Genomic DNA, 17074 nt, shown 5'->3' with positions numbered 1-17074 from the left:
TTTATATAACACAAGAGATTATCTTCTAATAAATCTTGATTTGTGTCAAGTCTTTAAGCATATTTATTATTCTAAACGGTATTTATGCTATTATATACGCAATCAATGTTGAATGTTCATCAAATCATATTGAACAGACTATAATGTGCGAGTTATCAATGTGTTAGCTCTCCTAATCCCCACTTATCTTTTTCGATTTACTCGAAACTTGAAGTGGGGGTTTTGGGAACGAAACACCGTGATAAATGTCCATTAAAAAATTGATGAAACGGTTATGATTAATTCTTATTTATTACATCATGACGAGATACTAGAATCTCACGTTGTTTACTTCCATTCTGTCCAGAAATAATACCATTATCCTCCATCATGTCAATTAATCTTGCAGCACGATTATATCCAATCTTAAATCGACGCTGTAGTAAAGAAGCACTAGCTCCATTATAATCTAGAACAAATTCTACCGCTTCATGATAAAGTTCATCGGTATTTTCACTGGAAGAAACTTGCTGAATCAATTGCTCTTGTTCAAATAAATAGTTTGGGCTCGCTATCTGCTTGACATAGTTAGTGATACGCTCAATTTCGTCATCAGATACAAAGGCACCTTGTATCCTTTTTGTTTCCCCAGATCCGTTCTCAACAAACAGCATATCGCCCTTTCCTAGTAACTTTTCTGCACCGTTCGTATCTAGGATCGTTCTAGAGTCTACTTGGGACGATACACTAAACGCAATTCTACTAGGTATATTAGCTTTTATTAAGCCAGTAATAACATCTACAGATGGTCGCTGTGTGGCGATAAGCAAGTGAATACCACATGCCCTTGCTTTTTGTGCAATTCGACAAATCGCATCCTCTACATCTTGCGGTGATGTCATCATTAAGTCTGCCAATTCATCAATCACAATAACAATGTACGGCATATGATCTTCAGGACGATTTTGACGTTTCATTTTCTCGTTATAGCGATTGATATCCCTTGCACCTTCTTCAACAAACTTCGCATATCTGTCCTCCATCTCCTGAACAGCCCATTTTAAAGAAGAGGTCGCTGCTTTTACATCCGTAATGACAGGTGCTACTAAATGTGGGATATCATTATAAGGCGTTAATTCGACCATTTTTGGATCAATTAACAAAAATTTGACTTCTTCGTGATTTGCTTTATATAACAAGCTAATTAAGATCGTATTGATACAAACACTTTTTCCAGAACCTGTTGCACCAGCAATAAGACCATGTGGCATTTTTTTCAAATCTGTTACTACAGATTGCCCTTCAATATCTGAACCAAGGGCAACGGTGAGTGGTGATGAACTTTCTTGAAATGTGTTACTCTCTAACATCTTTTGCAAAAAAACAGGCTCCGGATTCAAGTTGGGTACTTCAATTCCTATGGTATTTTTCCCTGGGATCGGTGCTTCAATCCGAATATCTTTTGCCGCTAAATTTAACTTAATATCATCACTTAAATTCTTAATCTTACTTACTTTCACACCAGGTTCAGGCTGAATTTCAAAACGGGTAACAGACGGTCCTTGTGTCTTATCAACGACTTTTGCCTTTATATTAAAGTAACGTAAAGTTGTTTGTAACGTTTCTGCTTGTTCATTTACCCAATTATCATGATTTTGCTCAGTGTGTTCTACATCATTGAGCAAGTGGATAGGTACTGATTTTTGTATTTGAGCATGATCTGAAGTCGAATAATGGTTTTCACGCTTTTGTTGCGTTGAGTTTTTCCGTTGATTGTGACGTTTCCATTTATCCCGAGGTGTCATCATCACATTTAATGGCTTCACATTCGCTTTCTGGTCCTTTTTATCTTTCTTCCTGGATTCCATTACTTTCGAAATCTCAACTGTTTTACTGGGTTTACTTTCCTTCTCATGATCATTTTTCTCTTCTATAATTGGTGAAGGTAAAGGTGTCGTTTCAGTTAACTCACTTTCTTCCACCAATTGATCATCCTCCATCTTTTCTTCTTCTGTAGTGATGGTATCAGGTTCAATTGTCGTTTCCAATTGTTTATTCGGTGATTCGTTTTCATCTAACACGAGCTTGGTGTGATTCCGAAAACCATGCACTGGTGACGGTACATCCTGTGCTTTAAAAGGCTCTTGCTTACTTTCATACTCTGAAACTTCTTTACTTTGATGTTGTTCTGATGAACGCTTTTCTTTATGTACTGGTTTTCTTTTTATAATCGTGTCGGGTGTATTACTTTTTGGATACTTATATGCCATCTTCGTTTCTATTGATTTATATTGTAATGGTTTTTTTTCACTCGTTAATTCTTGCTCGTTCTCTTCAAATAAGTGTTCCCATCTCTTTTTAATATTTTTCCACATCGTACGTTCACGCTCTCTTCCTAATTTATGTACGATTTTACAATCGAGAACTCTTTCCTTATTTTATCATGAAAAGGCTCCTTGTAATAGTTATATTTTCTGAAAAATCACGTTCAAACGTGTAAAGAACCCTTGTCCGGAGACAAAGGTTCTAAAATTGAAACTCATTACCTACTTCTTTTTCAGCTGGCAATACATAAATTCCCTTTTCTTTTGGGGCATTTGGCAATCCTAATTCTTTCTGTGAACAAATCATTCCAACAGAGTCAACCCCTCTAAGTTTCGTTGGTTTAATCTCCAATCCACTTGGCATGATAGCGCCCACTTTTGCAACTACTACTTTTTGCCCCTGGTCTACATTTGGCGCTCCACAAACAATTTGTAATTTGTCATTACCTACATCTACTTGACAGACTCTTAATTTGTCCGCATTTTCATGAGGTTGGATTTCACTTACATATCCTACAACAAATTTAGGAGATAAATCTAAATCTAATCGATCTGAAAGATTATTCTGTTCAAAAGCTTTTCTCATTTCGGCAAGAAGGGCTTCTGTTAATTTCATTTTTCCATCTGATAAATTGGTAAAATAGTTAGATGCATGGAAAACATTATATCCTACTACCTCATTTGATTTTTCGTCAAGAATTTTCACTATATCTTCATACGGTTCAAATGTCACTTTTTCACTATTTTTGATTGGAAAAAGCAGTACATCTCCAATACCTTTTTGATTGTAGTAAACAAACATATCTTCTTATTCCTCTCTTATTCTTTTGGTTTATTTTTAGCTAAGATGAAAACTGGTTCTAAATGCTTATCCTCATAAATGAACGATAGTGATGTGATGGGCACTCGCCCTTCCGCAAAAAACTTCATTGTCATTTGCGCAATGATATCATATCCTGCTTCATTTTTGATATCCGCTACTATCAATACGTCTTGATGAGGTACAGCTACAACTACCTCTCCAAGTGCATTAGCTTTCATTTCTTCTAAAAATGATTCGTTTAATATACGGCTGGCATCATAGCCATCTTGAGTAGCAATAAAATAAAAATCATTATCGGCAACTGTATCTTTTTTTGGTGAAACCGTTAAAGAACGAATATTAAATAACGATATTTCTTTTAACCGTTCGAAAGACCAGCCTTGCTCTTCTAACATTTTTTCATCTATAAGTTGGTAAGTTGTTCCTAAATCTAGAGCATAATAGATATTTGTCTCCGCCGTATGTTCGGAATAAACTAAAGGTGTACCTGCCTTTGTTTTCTTAGGAAAAGACGTTGCTCGTATAACAGGGTAAATTTGCTTTTCTTGTCCTTCTAATTGATGTTCTTCATGCATCATTTTTAAAGATTCACTCACATGGAATTGTAACTCTTCAAGTGCTACTTCGCCTCTACGTTCATATTTTGCAATAACATTGGGAATATTTATCGAAACACCTTGTTTGCTATCCTTCCATTCAACACGATAAACATCTTTATCCCTATTAAAAGAGACACGCCATTCATCATTTTCAAATATTTCATCTAGTTTTCTTTTCATTTCTATTGAAGTCATTTTCATTATCTTCATCCTCCTTTTGCGGAAGAAAACACTAAAAGGTATTGTAACACTTTTTTAAGCAAATGAAAAATAGCCAATCTGCATTTGACTAAAGTAAAACTTCTTTTAGCAGAAGTTTTATGGCTAGCACCATGATAAAAGCAAAAAGAATCTACCTGCACAGATAGATTCTTATGATTTATGATAATTTTTCGATGAAATTTTCGATTTCTTCTTGTGTTTTTCTATCTTTACTTACAAAACGGTCTAATTCCTTTCCATGATCGTAAGCTAAGAAGCTCGGAATCCCAAAGATATCATTGTTCACACATATATCAATAAATTTATCTCTGTCGACATAGATAAATAAATAGTCATTATATTTTTCTTCAATTGCAGGTAAAATCGGCTCAATTATGCGACAATCCGGACACCAATCTGCTGAAAATAAAAAGATGACTTTTTGTTCATTTTTCAACTGTTCAAATTCTTGTTCTGTTTGTAAAGTTCTCATATTATGATGCTCCTGTCTCTTCGTATGCTATTGAGTTGGCGATATCCATCATATCTCTCACATCTTCCGTGAGTTCACTTTTAGTACTAAAAGTCGTAACTTTAACACCACCGACTCCTAACTGTACTTCAAATTGATCTTCTAACTCAACGATATTAATATAACCAAAACGATCTTTCTCTTCAAAGGGAACTAACCATTCATGATCATCTGTTTCTTTTGCTGCTTCATAATTTAATCTGCTTGTTTGTGACTCTAATGCATTATAAAATATAATATATTTTTTTTCTCCTTTTGTCAGTATCAAATTATTTACCGTCTGTTCTTCTACTTCAAAACCTTCTGGTAAATATAAGGAAAAGTTATCAACTTGTTTATTCTGCTCTTTCGACTCTTGTTTAAATTGTTGCTCTGCTACATCAATTGCTTCAGACAAAACTTCCTCTGTTGGTTTGATCGTCCAAATACTCATTCCTATTAAAAATACAATTAATAAGGAAACAACAACCAAACCAGTTTTCTCCATTTTCATATAAATCCTCCTGATAAATTAGTCCTAGTTTCCCCCTTTATCTATAATACTATTTTTTATACATTTCACAAGAAAAAATTCATGCCATTTATTTACTATTGCGATGATAACTTTCTTGACCTGCCAAAAGTGTTGTTACATGAGTAAACATATCTTCCCTTGAAACAAACGAATCCGTGAAAATACCGATAGCACCCTGGTGATGGCGAATATCATTTATTTTTGTCCATTCTTTCATTATTTCGCCTAATTCTTGTCCATTTAATATGGGTCGAGTAATTTCAACTGGTAAGGGAATTCTTGCGCCGCTGGCTATATATAATTGTTCATCTGGTGTAGCGAGAGCACCCCAATTACACAAAAATACTTGACTACCGATTTGCATAATTCCACCTTCTAGACCGATACCATAACCATTATCCGCTATTTCCTTACTTGCTTTCGCTCGATTTATTGCTCCTTGCATAGTCTCCGAATCCGATTTCGGTTGTGCATCCACGTGTGAATCCACATCAGCACTCTTTATATTTGCATTAGGAAAAACACGATGAACAGCTTTTACCTTTGCTTTATTAAACGACCCTACAACAATATTCATTATGAAGTTCACCCATTATTTGTTATTGCGTCTACCGTATTTTGATCTGTTTGTTTTACCAGCTTGATTAACAATTCTTTTGCTGCTTGGTAATCGTCTACATGAATAATCGATGCATGTGTATGAATATAACGAGAACAAATACCAATAACAGCTGATGGAACCCCCTGATTAGATAGATGAACACTACCAGCGTCTGTTCCACCTTGTGAGATAAAATATTGATATGGAATACCGTTACTCTCTGCTGTATCTAAAACAAAGTCCCTTATGCCGTGGTGTGTGATCATCGAACGGTCAAAAATACGTAGCAGTGCTCCTTCTCCAAGCTGACCAAACTCTTTATCATCACCAGACATATCATTAGCAGGAGAAGCATCTAATGCATAAAAAATATCCGGCTTAATCATATTTGCAGCTACTTTTGCACCACGTAGTCCAACTTCCTCCTGTACGGTAGCACCAGAATAAAGTTCGTTTGGTAAAGTTTCATTTTTCAATTCTTTTAACAATTCAATAGCTAAACCGCATCCATACCGATTATCCCAAGCTTTTGCTAAAATTTTCTTTTCATTCGCCATTGGAGTAAATTCAGAAACAGGGATGATTGATTGACCAGGCTTTACACCCATCTTTTCAGCGTCTTCCTTATTATCTGCCCCAATATCTATCAGCATATTTTTCTGTTGCATAGGTTTAGAACGTTCAGCTTGTGTAAGATTATGTGGTGGAATTGACCCAACAACTCCGATGATTTTTTTAGCTTCCGTATATATTTCCACTCGTTTGGATAATAATACCTGTGACCACCAGCCACCCAAAGGTTGAAAACGAATCATACCGTTATCAGTAATCTGAGTTACCATAAATGCCACTTCATCCATATGACCGGCAACAAGAACTTTTGGTCCTTGACCATGTTTCACACCAAAAACACCACCAAGTCTGTCTTGAATGATGTCATCTGCATATTTTGTTAATTCTTGTTTCATAAATTTTCTAACTTGATGTTCATTACCCGGAGCGCCTGGAAGTTCTGTTAGAGTCCGAAAAAGCTCTAGCGTTTCTTGATTCATTTGTCGTCATCCTTTCTTTAATATACTATATCATTTTTCTTTATTTTTCGAAAAGTATTATACATTTAAAAGATGGTACTATCATGAATAGCTTTTTACTTGCTTTTTTTCTATTATTATCCTTAAGATGAAGATATATGTTTCGTCATTTAACTTAATCAATGGATGGAGTGAAACGATGAATAAGAAGAATACTATTATTGTTGCTGGATGTGCCTTTTTATTAGGGTATTTTCTGAAACAACAGCAGAATGAGAAACAACTAATTAAACCTGAAAAAGCATTAAAAACAGTAAAAGAGAATTATCAAAAAAAGTATGAAGTTAGTGGTTCATGGATTTATATGAAATCAGAGCCATTTCAAAAAAATGACCTACATTATGATGTATATCACGGTGGGATTACCAAACATATCGATGGCGAATATGTTCCATATGAATTTTATGTAGATGCACATACCGGAACTGTCATCGATATGTTTCCACAACATCCAAATCAAGTCCATACTACTGCTTAATAATGCCCACACAAAAAAACCGAGCTTCGCTCGGTTTTTTTCATAAGGTAGAAAAGTATATGGTGTTTATTATAAAAGTTATTGTGTGCAAGGAAATCGCTTCGGCAGCCCAGTTCAACTCCTGTGGGACTCGTTTGCCCTGAAGATCCACTTTTTTGAACGGTTTTTGCTCGAAAAAGTTTGCTGAAGGGCAACCTCACGTAATGGGAAGTAGGCCGCCGGAGTAGTGATCGATATATTTCATAATGGCTACTAATAGCAATCGCCACAGACCTACTTACCATGTTGATTCTGAAGTCGCTACGTTTCTAAGCGGGCGCTCTGCGCTTTTCTTAATAAGAACTTATGGAAATTTCACTCGGCAACGGTATATGGGTTGCCCTTTAGCTGAGAATTTCTCTTCATATTCAGTCATCACATTTGTCGGGTCTTCTAAACCATGTAAATCTAATGTCACTTCTTCCAATGTACATCCGAACTGTGAAAAACTTACTAAGGAATATTCAAACAATCCTTTATTATCGGTTTTTAATACTAATTCACCATTTGGTTTCAAAATTCTCTGATACTGTTTTAAAAATGTATGATAAGTTAACCTTCTTTTTTCATGTCTGTTTTTTGGCCATGGATCAGAAAAATTAAGGTACATTTGATCTATTTCATTATCTTCAAATAAGTCTGACAGATCCTGCGCATTTTCATTTATTAATGTTACATTTGACCTCTGGGCATCTTTTACTTTTTCCACTGTAGACACAATAATGCTTTTGACAACTTCAATCCCTATGAAATGAATATTTGGGTATTGTGCTGCCATTCCCTCAATAAATTGGCCTTTCCCTGTGCCTATTTCAAGATGTATTGGTTTATCATTACTAATCCGTTTTTGCCATTTGCCTTTATTATCGGCAGGGTTTAATTCTACAATCTCGTGATTTTCTTTCAAATAATCATCAGCCCATGGTTTATGTCTTGCTCTCATGAATTATGCTCCTTTACGAAGAGTATCTTTATGTTTCATTTTGCCATTTGTCATTTTGATCATACATGAAATTGGCTTTTGCAAATTATTTAGCAAAAGCCTTCTACTTTGAATTTGTATACTATTTTCCTTTTTAGATCATGCTAATCATAAAGGTGGGAGATAAGTTATGGCATTAAACATTAATAACCAGTTAGATTTACTACATGATCTTTTAAGTCTTCACGCTGAAGAATGTTGCGGGAGTGCTTCAGAATGCGAACAAATATCAAGATTAATCAGATCTCTTCAACAACAGCCATCCATTCAAAATAGTGATTTAGTGCAAATTATAGATGTAATCGACCAATATGGAACATTAGGTGCTACATCTCATAATATTGATGAACATATAAATAAGCACCAACCCGAAATCGAACAATGGTTACAAGTTATTAAAGATTCCATTCATTAATTTGATGAAGAAGCTGATCTATCTCATTTAAATGAGTATTAGCTTCTTTTGTTTTATTGCGATTTTCAGACCATACATAACCAATTATTTCATCAATCATTAAATACCAGTGCATCCGTTGCATTAAATATCTGCTATTTTCAATTCCATAATGTTCAAGCCATTGATCCCATTCTTGTTTTGGAATATAAGATTGAAGAATTCTTCCTATATCCATAGCTGGATCACCGACACGTGCATTATCCCAATCAATTAAATATAATTCACCATTATTAGATAGCATCCAATTGTGATGGTTTAAATCACAATGACATACAACTTGTTGATCATAATAAACGTCTAAGATCCGCTTTTCTAAATATTTTATCGCCTTATATATCGTAAGTGAATGACGTGCGAATTTATTACCTTGCACAAATTGTTTCACTCTTACTAACATTTGATCTGGTATAATAGTAGTTTTTTCAATCCGTAACAACATATCTAATAATTCCGAGGAATGATGGATTTTACTTAATAATTTAGCTACTTTAGGGTGCTGCATTTCTTCAATATTTAAAGCTTTACCATCCAGCCATTGTTGAGCCGTTACTACATCACCGTTCTCAAGGCGCTTTGTCCAAACAAGTTTAGGTACAATACCTTGTGCAGATAGTACAGCCAAAAATGGAGATGAATTTCGTTTTAAAAATAATTTTTTCTGATTCGATTGGGCATAATAAGCCGCACCGGTGGATCCACCAGCAGGGATAATCGTCCAATCTTCACCTAGAATATGTTCCACAGCTTGTCACCCTCAATTCCTCTTAGTAGTCTCTTAACCTCTTTATCTTTAAAAAGGGAATAGTAATAATAGATTAACGCAAAATTAGGTATAATTTCAAGAGAAAATTTAATTTTCGACAAAAATATTATCTTTTTTTGTCATTTTGAAAAAGAATCTGACGTATCATCTTGTTCCCATTCCGGTCTTTTGACAGCTACTGACTCACAATGCTTTAATATTAATTCTGCTACTTTTAGTTGCTGATGCTTTAATGGCGTATGCAATTGCTGTTTTTGCTTTAACCACTCTTCATGATGGTCACGATCAATGTATTTAGTATGATATGGCTCCAATTGATAATCGAACAAGTTCGTTCGTGATAAGATAACTTTTTTGATTGGGTAATCTAGTTGATATTTTTTTAAAATGCTTTGAATGACGGTTTCCGTTCTTTTCGTGCTTATTAAAGGACTTAAAAACTTACTTTGAATATTATTTTCTTCGATAAACCACAATCTGGAGTCATTTGGAATAATAGTCTGATTACTAGGTTTTTCAATGAGTGTAATGATTTCAATTTCCAAGGGGCTAATTAAGATAATATCGCCGTCCATTGGTCCGTTTTTCAATTGGAATACCGGATAGTACATGAGTAAATGCGTATCAGGGATTCGTTGTAAAAAATATTTCAATAAAAAATCCTGATAATAATCACGGTTAATAAATGACATTTCATTTATCGTTGTCGAAGCCCATTTTAATTGAAACGGAATTAAAGTATCTAAGAAGTAATGTTTTAATTCTTCCTCTGAAGCTGGTAATATATCCAACTCATCTGTTTCATCCTCTTCCATATAGATATCTTCTGATTCAGAACGACTCCTGAAAAAAGACCTCCATTTTGAAAAATTTGATTCTTTTAACTCTTCTTCAGGTTCTGCTTCTAACTTAAGTTGCATCTGATCTTCCCATAAAAATTTTAAACGTTCCCAGTTTTCTTTTTTCAGCCTTGAAAATTGACTTGGATAATGAAATATATCACGTTGATAACGAGATATATAATTGTCCAGTTTAATTAATTGAGCCACTTTGCCACCTCATTTCAGCTCAAACTGTCGCCAAATTTGATATTTTTGCCTTTTTTCAGGATGTATTTCGTATATCACCACTTTATTAACGTATAAATGTTTTTTTTCTGTCGGTTGGTTAAGTATGGTCTTATTCTGCAATTGTTGTTCACTCGCCCATTTTTTAGCAAGAGTTATATGAGGAGTAAAAGAACGCTTATCTATTGGCACGTGCTTCCCTACAATTTGTTGAATATCCTGATGTAGTTGTAATAATTTTGGATCTTTTTCTACACCCATCCACAAAACACGTGGCTTGTTTGCAGAACCAAAAGTAGACAATTTAGTAATTTCCACAGTGAAAGCTTGGTTATCCAACCGTTCCAATTGAGTTGCTATTTCGTTTAATATCGATTTTGTAATCGCTCCGAAAAAATGTAATGTTATGTGAAAATCGTTCTGATCCACCCAATTTTTATAATGAAAATCTTCTGTTAGTTTTTGCTGAATCTGATATAGCCATTTCTTTGTTTCCGTATCTATTTCAACAGCGATAAAGTAATGTCTATTCATATTGCACATCTTCTTACCCTCTTTTTATTTTTTGATATGTTGGTTTATCACATATAACATATAGTTCAGCATCATTAGGTATAGTCTGATCCAGCATTCGATTTATATTTAACTGATGACGATCCGCCACCAGTGTTGCCCCTTGCTTTAATAAATCATCAAATGCATCCTTATAAGTATTCCACGTTGATTTTACAGGTACATAAAATAAATCGTCGCCCTGTGATCTCCGAAGCAACTGACCAAAAATATTAGACATACCATTACGAAATGCTGATCGTACAAATAAAGACGAAATGGTTTCATTAGATATAATAAATTCGTCAATTTGCATATATTTAAAATTCTTAATATGGCTTTCTTCCATAATCTCCACTATTGTATGTACTTCCGGTGCCATTGATTCAATAGTAGAAGCTATTAATAATGTTTTACCATCTGCTAATTGATCATCCGTAATATCATCATCTGCAAAGATTAATACTGATTTTGCTTCCTGAATATTTGCCTTTTCTAATGGTTCTTGTTCTGACGGATTTCCTTTTATGTAATAAATATTAGTTTCTAACATTGGCGCTTTCTCTAATTGATCTATAATAATTATGTCAATATCTTCATGTGTCGCTAGCATTTCCTTAATAGCATACTTCGCTTTCTGAGACCAGCCGATAATAATATAATGCCCTTTTCCTTTATACATAATATCACCTTCCTGTCTTTTTTTACGATAAATCGCCAGACTGTCAATAATCTTCCCAATCACCACACCAATAAGCCCGATGCCAAACACATATAAAAATAATGCCAACCATCTGCCCCCAACCGTTTCTGGATAAAAGTCACCATATCCAACTGTGGTAACGGTAGTCATTACCCACCAGAAGCCATCGAAAAATGTTGGAAATGACTCTCTTTCTATCAACACGATTAACATGGAGGAAAGTATAACTAACAAAATACTTGCAATAAACAACATATAATTCGAAATATGAATTACTTTTTTCATCAATTGTTTTAATAAGAGCATATAAATGTTCACCTCATTTTTTTAATTATCTGTAAATTAATAGTTATGTCTAGATAATACCTCGAATAAAGTGTAAAATAGAAAGTACATCATGAATATACTTTAACAAGGTTTAACTTGAAAACTTTGAAGGAGTGATTTTTTGAGTCAATCAACCACCCGCATGCTAACTCGTGTGAAGGCTGTCTACCTGTTTATTAGAGAGAATGGGCCAGTCACCACGAGCCAAATAGCTGAAGAGTTTGGCATTACGGATCGTACTGTACAACGAGATTTACATTTGCTAGCATACAATGGACTTGTTAACAGTCCAAATCGGGGACGTTGGAAAATCACAAACAAAAAAGTAAAAATATCGTAAATTGATTTATTGAATATAGCCTTAACCAGTATTGGATTAATACTGGTATTTTATTTGCTAGATAACTGACTTACCTCTTCTGTTGTTAACTCCCTGTACTCACCAATATCTAGATTCTTATCCAAATACAAGCTTCCCATCGATAATCTCTTTAAATACAGCACTTTATTATCCACAGCTTCAAACATTCGTTTTATCTGATGAAATTTCCCTTCTGTTATCGTAATCTTTACCATATTATCTTCTATGGTTCGCAATCTCGCGGGTTTAGTTACATAACCATCCTCTAACAGAACACCTTCAGCAAATTGTTTAACTTCTTCATCCGTAATATTCCTTGCTAACTTTGCTATATATGTTTTATCTACATGTTTTTTTGGTGACAGTAATTCATGTGCTAGTTGACCGTCATTCGTTAATAATAATAATCCTTCTGTATCTTTATCCAACCGACCAACAGGAAAAGGTTCTAACACCTTATCCTGTTTTTTTATCAGATCAAGTACTGTTTTTTGCTTTTGATCTTCAGTAGCTGATAGATAGCCTGCCGGTTTATGCAACATTAAGTAGATATATTCTTTATATTCAATTATTAAATCATCACACATTATTTGGTCTTTGTTAGGATCGATATGGATATCTGCTTTACGAACAATTTGATTATTTACTGTAATTCTTTTCTTTTTCACTAACGTTTTGACATCTTTTCTACTCCCATAACCCATGTTAGCTAAAAATTTATCTAAACGAATAAGTGTTGCCTCCTTTCTATCTTCGGATTAGTCGATCTAAAATGGCGATTCTTCTTCCTGTTATCCTTTCAAATAAAGTAGATGCATAACCTAAGTATAGATATACAGCACCACCTGCTGTAACGCCAATTAACATCATTAATACGGCATGTAGTCGGTTTTCCTGAACATCTAGGAATAAACCAAATACGTATTTTACTACTAACAACACGATAACCATAATGCTTGTGAAAATAAGCATTAATAGGGATAATTTATAAGATTTACGGTAACTAAAGTTGATTGCTTTTTTAATTTGCCATAAATTAAGCGCCACGGCTATACTAGTTGCGATTAATGTTACAATAATAGCCCCTTTTGCATGAAACATTTGTATAAAAATAGAATTTAATAATACTTTGGTAAGAACTCCTGCTGATAAACTAATTAATGTGAAATTTTGCTTTTCTATTCCTTGTAAAATCGAAGAAGTCACCGTATAAAAAGCAAAAGTTAAAGCAACTGGTGCATACCATGCAAAAACTTTACCAGTTATATCAAGATTGTCTATTCCAAATAAACCACCATAGATCGGATCTGCTAGGAGAATTAAGCCAAATACTGCCGGTAAAACAAAAAACATAATGATTTGTAATGCCTGGTTAATTTGTGCATTTAATTTTTCCATCTTATTAGCATTAAAAGCATTAGTGATTTCAGGTATTAAAGCCAGTGATAAACCTGTCGCGATGGTAACAGGGATGATGACTAATTTATGCCCTTGTACACTAAAGGCAGAAAAAGCAATCTTTGCTTCATCACCTTTACCAATTGCAGCCATGGTATGATCAAACGTAAATTGATCGATTAATTGATATAATGGTATAGCTATACCAACGAGGACAAAAGGACCTGAATAACGAAATAGTTCTTTCAATATTTCAGATGAAGGAATTTTCACCTTCTTTGTTTGTTTTTCGATTGCTGCATTTAAATATTTTTTTCGTTTTTTCCAGTATAAAGCAAGGACAACCCAAGAAGCCAATCCGCCAATAAGTGCCGAAAATGCTGCAAAACCAACAGCAGTTGATATTTCCCCTTTAAAAATAATTAATACGATAAATACGGAAGTAAGTAAAAATACGATTCGTACAATTTGTTCAATAACTTGAGATACGGCGGTTGGCCCCATTGATTTATTGCCTTGAAAAAAACCTCTCATAATGGCCATACTAGGAATAATGATTAAAGCAAAGCTGACCATTTGAATGACATGTTTTACTTGATCCACAGTGATAACTTTGCTGTCTTCATCTAAAGTCCGGTGCGCTATCAAATCAGCACCAAAATACATAATTATAAAGGCAATAAACCCAGTTATTAACATTAACAAGCTACCTATTTTTAACACTCTCATACTTGTATAATAGTCATTTAATGTATTATATCTTGCCACAAATTTGGAAACTGCTAATGGTACGCCTACGGTCGATATACTTAGCAATATTGTGTAGGGGATATATGCATAACCATATAGGCTCATTCCCGTTTCATCAACCATATTAGTGAAAGGAATAACATAAATCATCCCTAAAAATTTAGATAAAAAACTTGCTCCAGTGAGCAAGAGTGTTCCACGTAAAAAATTTGAACTTGACATGCTTTCACCTTTATTCATTAAAATATGTAACGTTAATATTTTAACATAGCATTCCATATAATGTTATTCATTTCGACAGATTATTTGTGAATCTGATAGAACTGCGATAAAGTGAGATTATGATAAGTGGGCGTTTTGATCCCTACTGATCATTAGCAAAACTTATCAGGGTTTTAACATCTGTTATCCCCATTTAGCTTCTTTGTGTTACTTAGAAGCTTGAAGTCGGGCTCTTACAGATGGTTAGCACCGTGATAAACTATTACTAAAAGAATATGAGCGGAAGGAAGAATGTAGACAATGATGGATGTAACGATTATAGGTGGCGGACCAGCCGGTCTGATGGCAGCTATTGCTTCCGCAGAGCAAGGCGCAAAAACACTATTGATTGATAAAGGAAATAAGTTAGGAAAAAAGCTGGCGATATCTGGTGGAGGAAGATGTAATGTAACGAATCGGTTACCAGCTGATGAAGTTATTAAACATATTCCTGGTAATGGCCGTTTTCTATATAGTGCATTTTCAATTTTTGATAACTATGACATTATAGACTTTTTTGAAGGCCTAGGCGTTGCTCTGAAGGAAGAAGATCATGGCCGCATGTTCCCAGTCAGTAATAAGGCAAACGACGTTGTAAATGCCTTATTACACCGATTAGATGAACTAAATGTCACAGTAAAGAAAAACACTGTTGTAAAAGCAATTGACTACAGGGAGAGTACACATCAAATTATACTTGATAATCAAGATAACATAGAAACGAAGGCGGTCGTTATTGCTGCAGGAGGTAAGGCTGTTCCTCATACTGGATCGACTGGTGACGCTTATCCATGGGCTAAGAAGGCGGGACATACAATAACAGAATTATATCCCACAGAGGTTCCAATCGTTTCTAATGAAGATTTTATCCGTAACAAATTATTACAAGGGACTGCTTTACGAGATATTGCCTTGTCTGTTTATGACGAAAAAGGTAAGAAAATTGTCACACATCAAATGGATATGTTATTTACTCACTTTGGTATTTCAGGTCCAGCGGTTTTAAGATGCTCACAATATATTGTTAAGCTGTTTATGAAAGGTCTAAAACATGTTGAAGTACGAATCGATGCAATTCCTAACAAACCTTTACATGAGCTTGTCTCAGAACTTTCAACAATGATAGATGAGAATTCGAAAAAAACATTCAAAAATATCGTCAAAGGATTAGTTCCTGAAAGATATTTAGATTTTTTATTAGAACGTAATGATATTTCACAAACGCTTAAAAGCGCTAATATTTCCCGGGAAAAGTTGGAAGATTTTGTAAATGATCTCAAAGCTTTTTCTTTTCAAGTTCATGACAGTCTTTCATTGACAAAAGCTTTTGTCACAGGTGGAGGTGTCTCCATTAAAGAAGTCGTACCAAACACGATGCAATCTAAATTAATGAATGGGCTATACTTTTGTGGGGAAGTTTTAGATATTCATGGATATACAGGTGGTTATAATATCACTTCAGCTATGGTTACTGGAAGAGTAGCAGGTATGCACGCCGCCTGGGAAAGTCTAAGTTCATAATCAAAAGGATATTAAAAATCTAGACTTCAGCTTTATGCCTAGTCTAGATTTTTCCCGATTATAGGGTGAACTAATTCAAAACGTTCACATACAACTAATATTTGCTCGTTAAATGTTTGATTGATTTCATTAAGTTCCCTTTCAAAAAAAGCTTGATGAACTTCACGCCAATATTTTAAACTACGGTCTCCTTCTCCTTCTAAGTATGCGTGTTCTTCAGATACCTCTTCAAATGGCATAATATTTACTTCGACCGTTTTGAGTATTGCAACTGGCGCATCATTCCCATCTAAAATGAGATTATAAAGCCCAACATAGGGTAACGAGTCACTCTCAACTTGATACATTATATAATTAGATGATGTTGCTGTCTTTTTACCTTCTAAAACTAATTGAGCAAGGTCATCAGCATCTTGTTTGCTTGCTCCAAATGGCCAGGCATCATATGTATCAGGTGCATTTGGAGATAGCTTTTTAAATTGACTCCAATATTCGTCTATTCTATCCTGTGTCATTTAACTTCCACCTTTTAATTTTAATAAATTACCTACAAAATTGTTTTTAAACTGTTTTTTTTTACATAATAAAAACTCCCTAGTCCAGTGACTAAGAAGTTTTTCAATTGCCTGGCAACGTCCTACTCTTGCAGGGGCGCGAGCCCCAACTACCATGGGCGCTGGAGAGCTTAACTACTGTGTTCGGCATGGGAACAGGTGTGACCTCTCCGCTATCGCCACCAGACTTTGTATGT

The 17074-nt window shown here is 34.6% G+C and carries 19 protein-coding genes and 1 rRNA gene; 4 read left to right on the top strand and 16 right to left on the bottom strand.

From position 1 onward, the window contains the following. Positions 1-278: 278 nt before the first annotated feature. The 7 genes from ACTWP4_RS16820 to ACTWP4_RS16790 form a co-directional block, all read right to left on the bottom strand. A complete protein-coding gene (locus ACTWP4_RS16820) occupies positions 279-2354 on the bottom strand; it encodes a DNA translocase FtsK (protein WP_443129948.1) in 2076 nt (691 codons plus the stop codon). 151 nt (positions 2355-2505) lie between these two features. Beyond that, positions 2506-3105, bottom strand: a complete 600-nt coding sequence (gene ytpR, locus ACTWP4_RS16815; RefSeq protein WP_443129947.1) for a YtpR family tRNA-binding protein — start codon at positions 3103-3105, stop codon at positions 2506-2508. Positions 3106-3122: 17 nt separating this feature from the next. After that, the gene (locus ACTWP4_RS16810) at positions 3123-3926 is read right to left on the bottom strand and encodes a DUF1444 domain-containing protein (RefSeq protein WP_443129946.1); all 804 of its coding nucleotides are present in this window, start codon (positions 3924-3926) and stop codon (positions 3123-3125) included. A 178-nt stretch (positions 3927-4104) separates the two neighbouring features. Beyond that, complete coding sequence (locus tag ACTWP4_RS16805) at positions 4105-4419, bottom strand: thioredoxin family protein (protein WP_443129945.1); 315 nt, start codon at positions 4417-4419, stop codon at positions 4105-4107. 1 nt (position 4420) lies between these two features. Next, on the bottom strand, positions 4421-4951 hold the full coding sequence (locus ACTWP4_RS16800) for a hypothetical protein (protein WP_443129944.1): 531 nt from the start codon (positions 4949-4951) through the stop codon (positions 4421-4423). Between the two features lie 88 nt (positions 4952-5039). After that, positions 5040-5549, bottom strand: a complete 510-nt coding sequence (locus ACTWP4_RS16795) for a DUF84 family protein (RefSeq protein ID WP_443129943.1) — start codon at positions 5547-5549, stop codon at positions 5040-5042. 8 nt (positions 5550-5557) lie between these two features. Next, entirely contained in the window at positions 5558-6625 is a 1068-nt protein-coding gene (locus ACTWP4_RS16790; RefSeq protein ID WP_443129942.1) for a M42 family metallopeptidase, read from the bottom strand. A 178-nt stretch (positions 6626-6803) separates the two neighbouring features. Between ACTWP4_RS16790 and ACTWP4_RS16785 the strand changes: the two genes are divergently transcribed. Continuing rightward, positions 6804-7142 (top strand): PepSY domain-containing protein, encoded by a 339-nt coding sequence (locus ACTWP4_RS16785; RefSeq protein ID WP_443129941.1) that lies wholly within the window; start codon positions 6804-6806, stop codon positions 7140-7142. 343 nt (positions 7143-7485) lie between these two features. On the opposite strand, the gene trmB is transcribed toward ACTWP4_RS16785, so the two are convergent. Further along, positions 7486-8124, bottom strand: a complete 639-nt coding sequence (gene trmB, locus ACTWP4_RS16780) for a tRNA (guanosine(46)-N7)-methyltransferase TrmB (protein ID WP_443129940.1) — start codon at positions 8122-8124, stop codon at positions 7486-7488. A gap of 169 nt (positions 8125-8293) precedes the next feature. On the opposite strand from trmB, the gene ACTWP4_RS16775 reads away from it, so the two are divergent. Then, positions 8294-8578 carry a YtzH-like family protein gene (locus tag ACTWP4_RS16775; RefSeq protein WP_443129939.1) on the top strand — a complete coding sequence of 95 codons (285 nt, stop codon included), beginning with the start codon at positions 8294-8296 and terminating at the stop codon, positions 8576-8578. Here the strand turns inward: ACTWP4_RS16775 and ACTWP4_RS16770 are convergent. From ACTWP4_RS16770 to ACTWP4_RS16755, 4 genes are all read right to left on the bottom strand, one after another. Further along, positions 8559-9362, bottom strand: coding sequence for a phosphotransferase (locus ACTWP4_RS16770; protein ID WP_443129938.1), 804 nt, complete (start codon positions 9360-9362; stop codon positions 8559-8561). The two genes, ACTWP4_RS16775 and ACTWP4_RS16770, sit on opposite strands and share 20 nt — an antisense overlap. Before the next feature lie 140 nt (positions 9363-9502). Next, positions 9503-10432: an NERD domain-containing protein gene (locus ACTWP4_RS16765; RefSeq protein WP_443129937.1), complete on the bottom strand. Its 930-nt coding sequence runs from the start codon at positions 10430-10432 to the stop codon at positions 9503-9505. Between the two features lie 9 nt (positions 10433-10441). Then, the gene (gene thpR, locus ACTWP4_RS16760; RefSeq protein ID WP_443129936.1) at positions 10442-10993 is read right to left on the bottom strand and encodes an RNA 2',3'-cyclic phosphodiesterase; all 552 of its coding nucleotides are present in this window, start codon (positions 10991-10993) and stop codon (positions 10442-10444) included. A gap of 4 nt (positions 10994-10997) precedes the next feature. Then, positions 10998-12011 (bottom strand): potassium channel family protein, encoded by a 1014-nt coding sequence (locus ACTWP4_RS16755; RefSeq protein ID WP_443129935.1) that lies wholly within the window; start codon positions 12009-12011, stop codon positions 10998-11000. Between the two features lie 142 nt (positions 12012-12153). On the opposite strand from ACTWP4_RS16755, the gene ACTWP4_RS16750 reads away from it, so the two are divergent. Further along, positions 12154-12372 carry an HTH domain-containing protein gene (locus ACTWP4_RS16750; RefSeq protein ID WP_018933617.1) on the top strand — a complete coding sequence of 73 codons (219 nt, stop codon included), beginning with the start codon at positions 12154-12156 and terminating at the stop codon, positions 12370-12372. A gap of 50 nt (positions 12373-12422) precedes the next feature. Here ACTWP4_RS16750 and ACTWP4_RS16745 read toward each other — a convergent pair whose 3' ends face one another. Together ACTWP4_RS16745 and ACTWP4_RS16740 are read right to left on the bottom strand one after the other, a co-directional pair. After that, positions 12423-13124 (bottom strand): pseudouridine synthase, encoded by a 702-nt coding sequence (locus tag ACTWP4_RS16745; protein WP_443130080.1) that lies wholly within the window; start codon positions 13122-13124, stop codon positions 12423-12425. A gap of 16 nt (positions 13125-13140) precedes the next feature. Next, a complete protein-coding gene (locus ACTWP4_RS16740; RefSeq protein ID WP_443129934.1) occupies positions 13141-14763 on the bottom strand; it encodes a putative polysaccharide biosynthesis protein in 1623 nt (540 codons plus the stop codon). A 300-nt stretch (positions 14764-15063) separates the two neighbouring features. Here ACTWP4_RS16740 and ACTWP4_RS16735 point away from each other — a divergent pair, with 300 nt between their 5' ends. Then, positions 15064-16323 (top strand): NAD(P)/FAD-dependent oxidoreductase, encoded by a 1260-nt coding sequence (locus ACTWP4_RS16735; RefSeq protein WP_443129933.1) that lies wholly within the window; start codon positions 15064-15066, stop codon positions 16321-16323. A gap of 38 nt (positions 16324-16361) precedes the next feature. Here the strand turns inward: ACTWP4_RS16735 and ACTWP4_RS16730 are convergent, their stop codons facing one another. Both ACTWP4_RS16730 and rrf read right to left on the bottom strand, forming a co-directional pair. Further along, the gene (locus ACTWP4_RS16730) at positions 16362-16838 is read right to left on the bottom strand and encodes an ASCH domain-containing protein (protein WP_443129932.1); all 477 of its coding nucleotides are present in this window, start codon (positions 16836-16838) and stop codon (positions 16362-16364) included. A 109-nt stretch (positions 16839-16947) separates the two neighbouring features. After that, positions 16948-17064: ribosomal RNA gene (gene rrf, locus ACTWP4_RS16725) — 5S ribosomal RNA — on the bottom strand. Positions 17065-17074 lie beyond the last annotated feature (10 nt).

The sequence above is a fragment of the Gracilibacillus sp. D59 genome (genome assembly GCF_052246695.1).
Taxonomy (GTDB): Bacteria; Bacillota; Bacilli; order Bacillales; family Amphibacillaceae; genus Gracilibacillus.
This window is presented reverse-complemented; position numbering and strand designations above follow the sequence as displayed.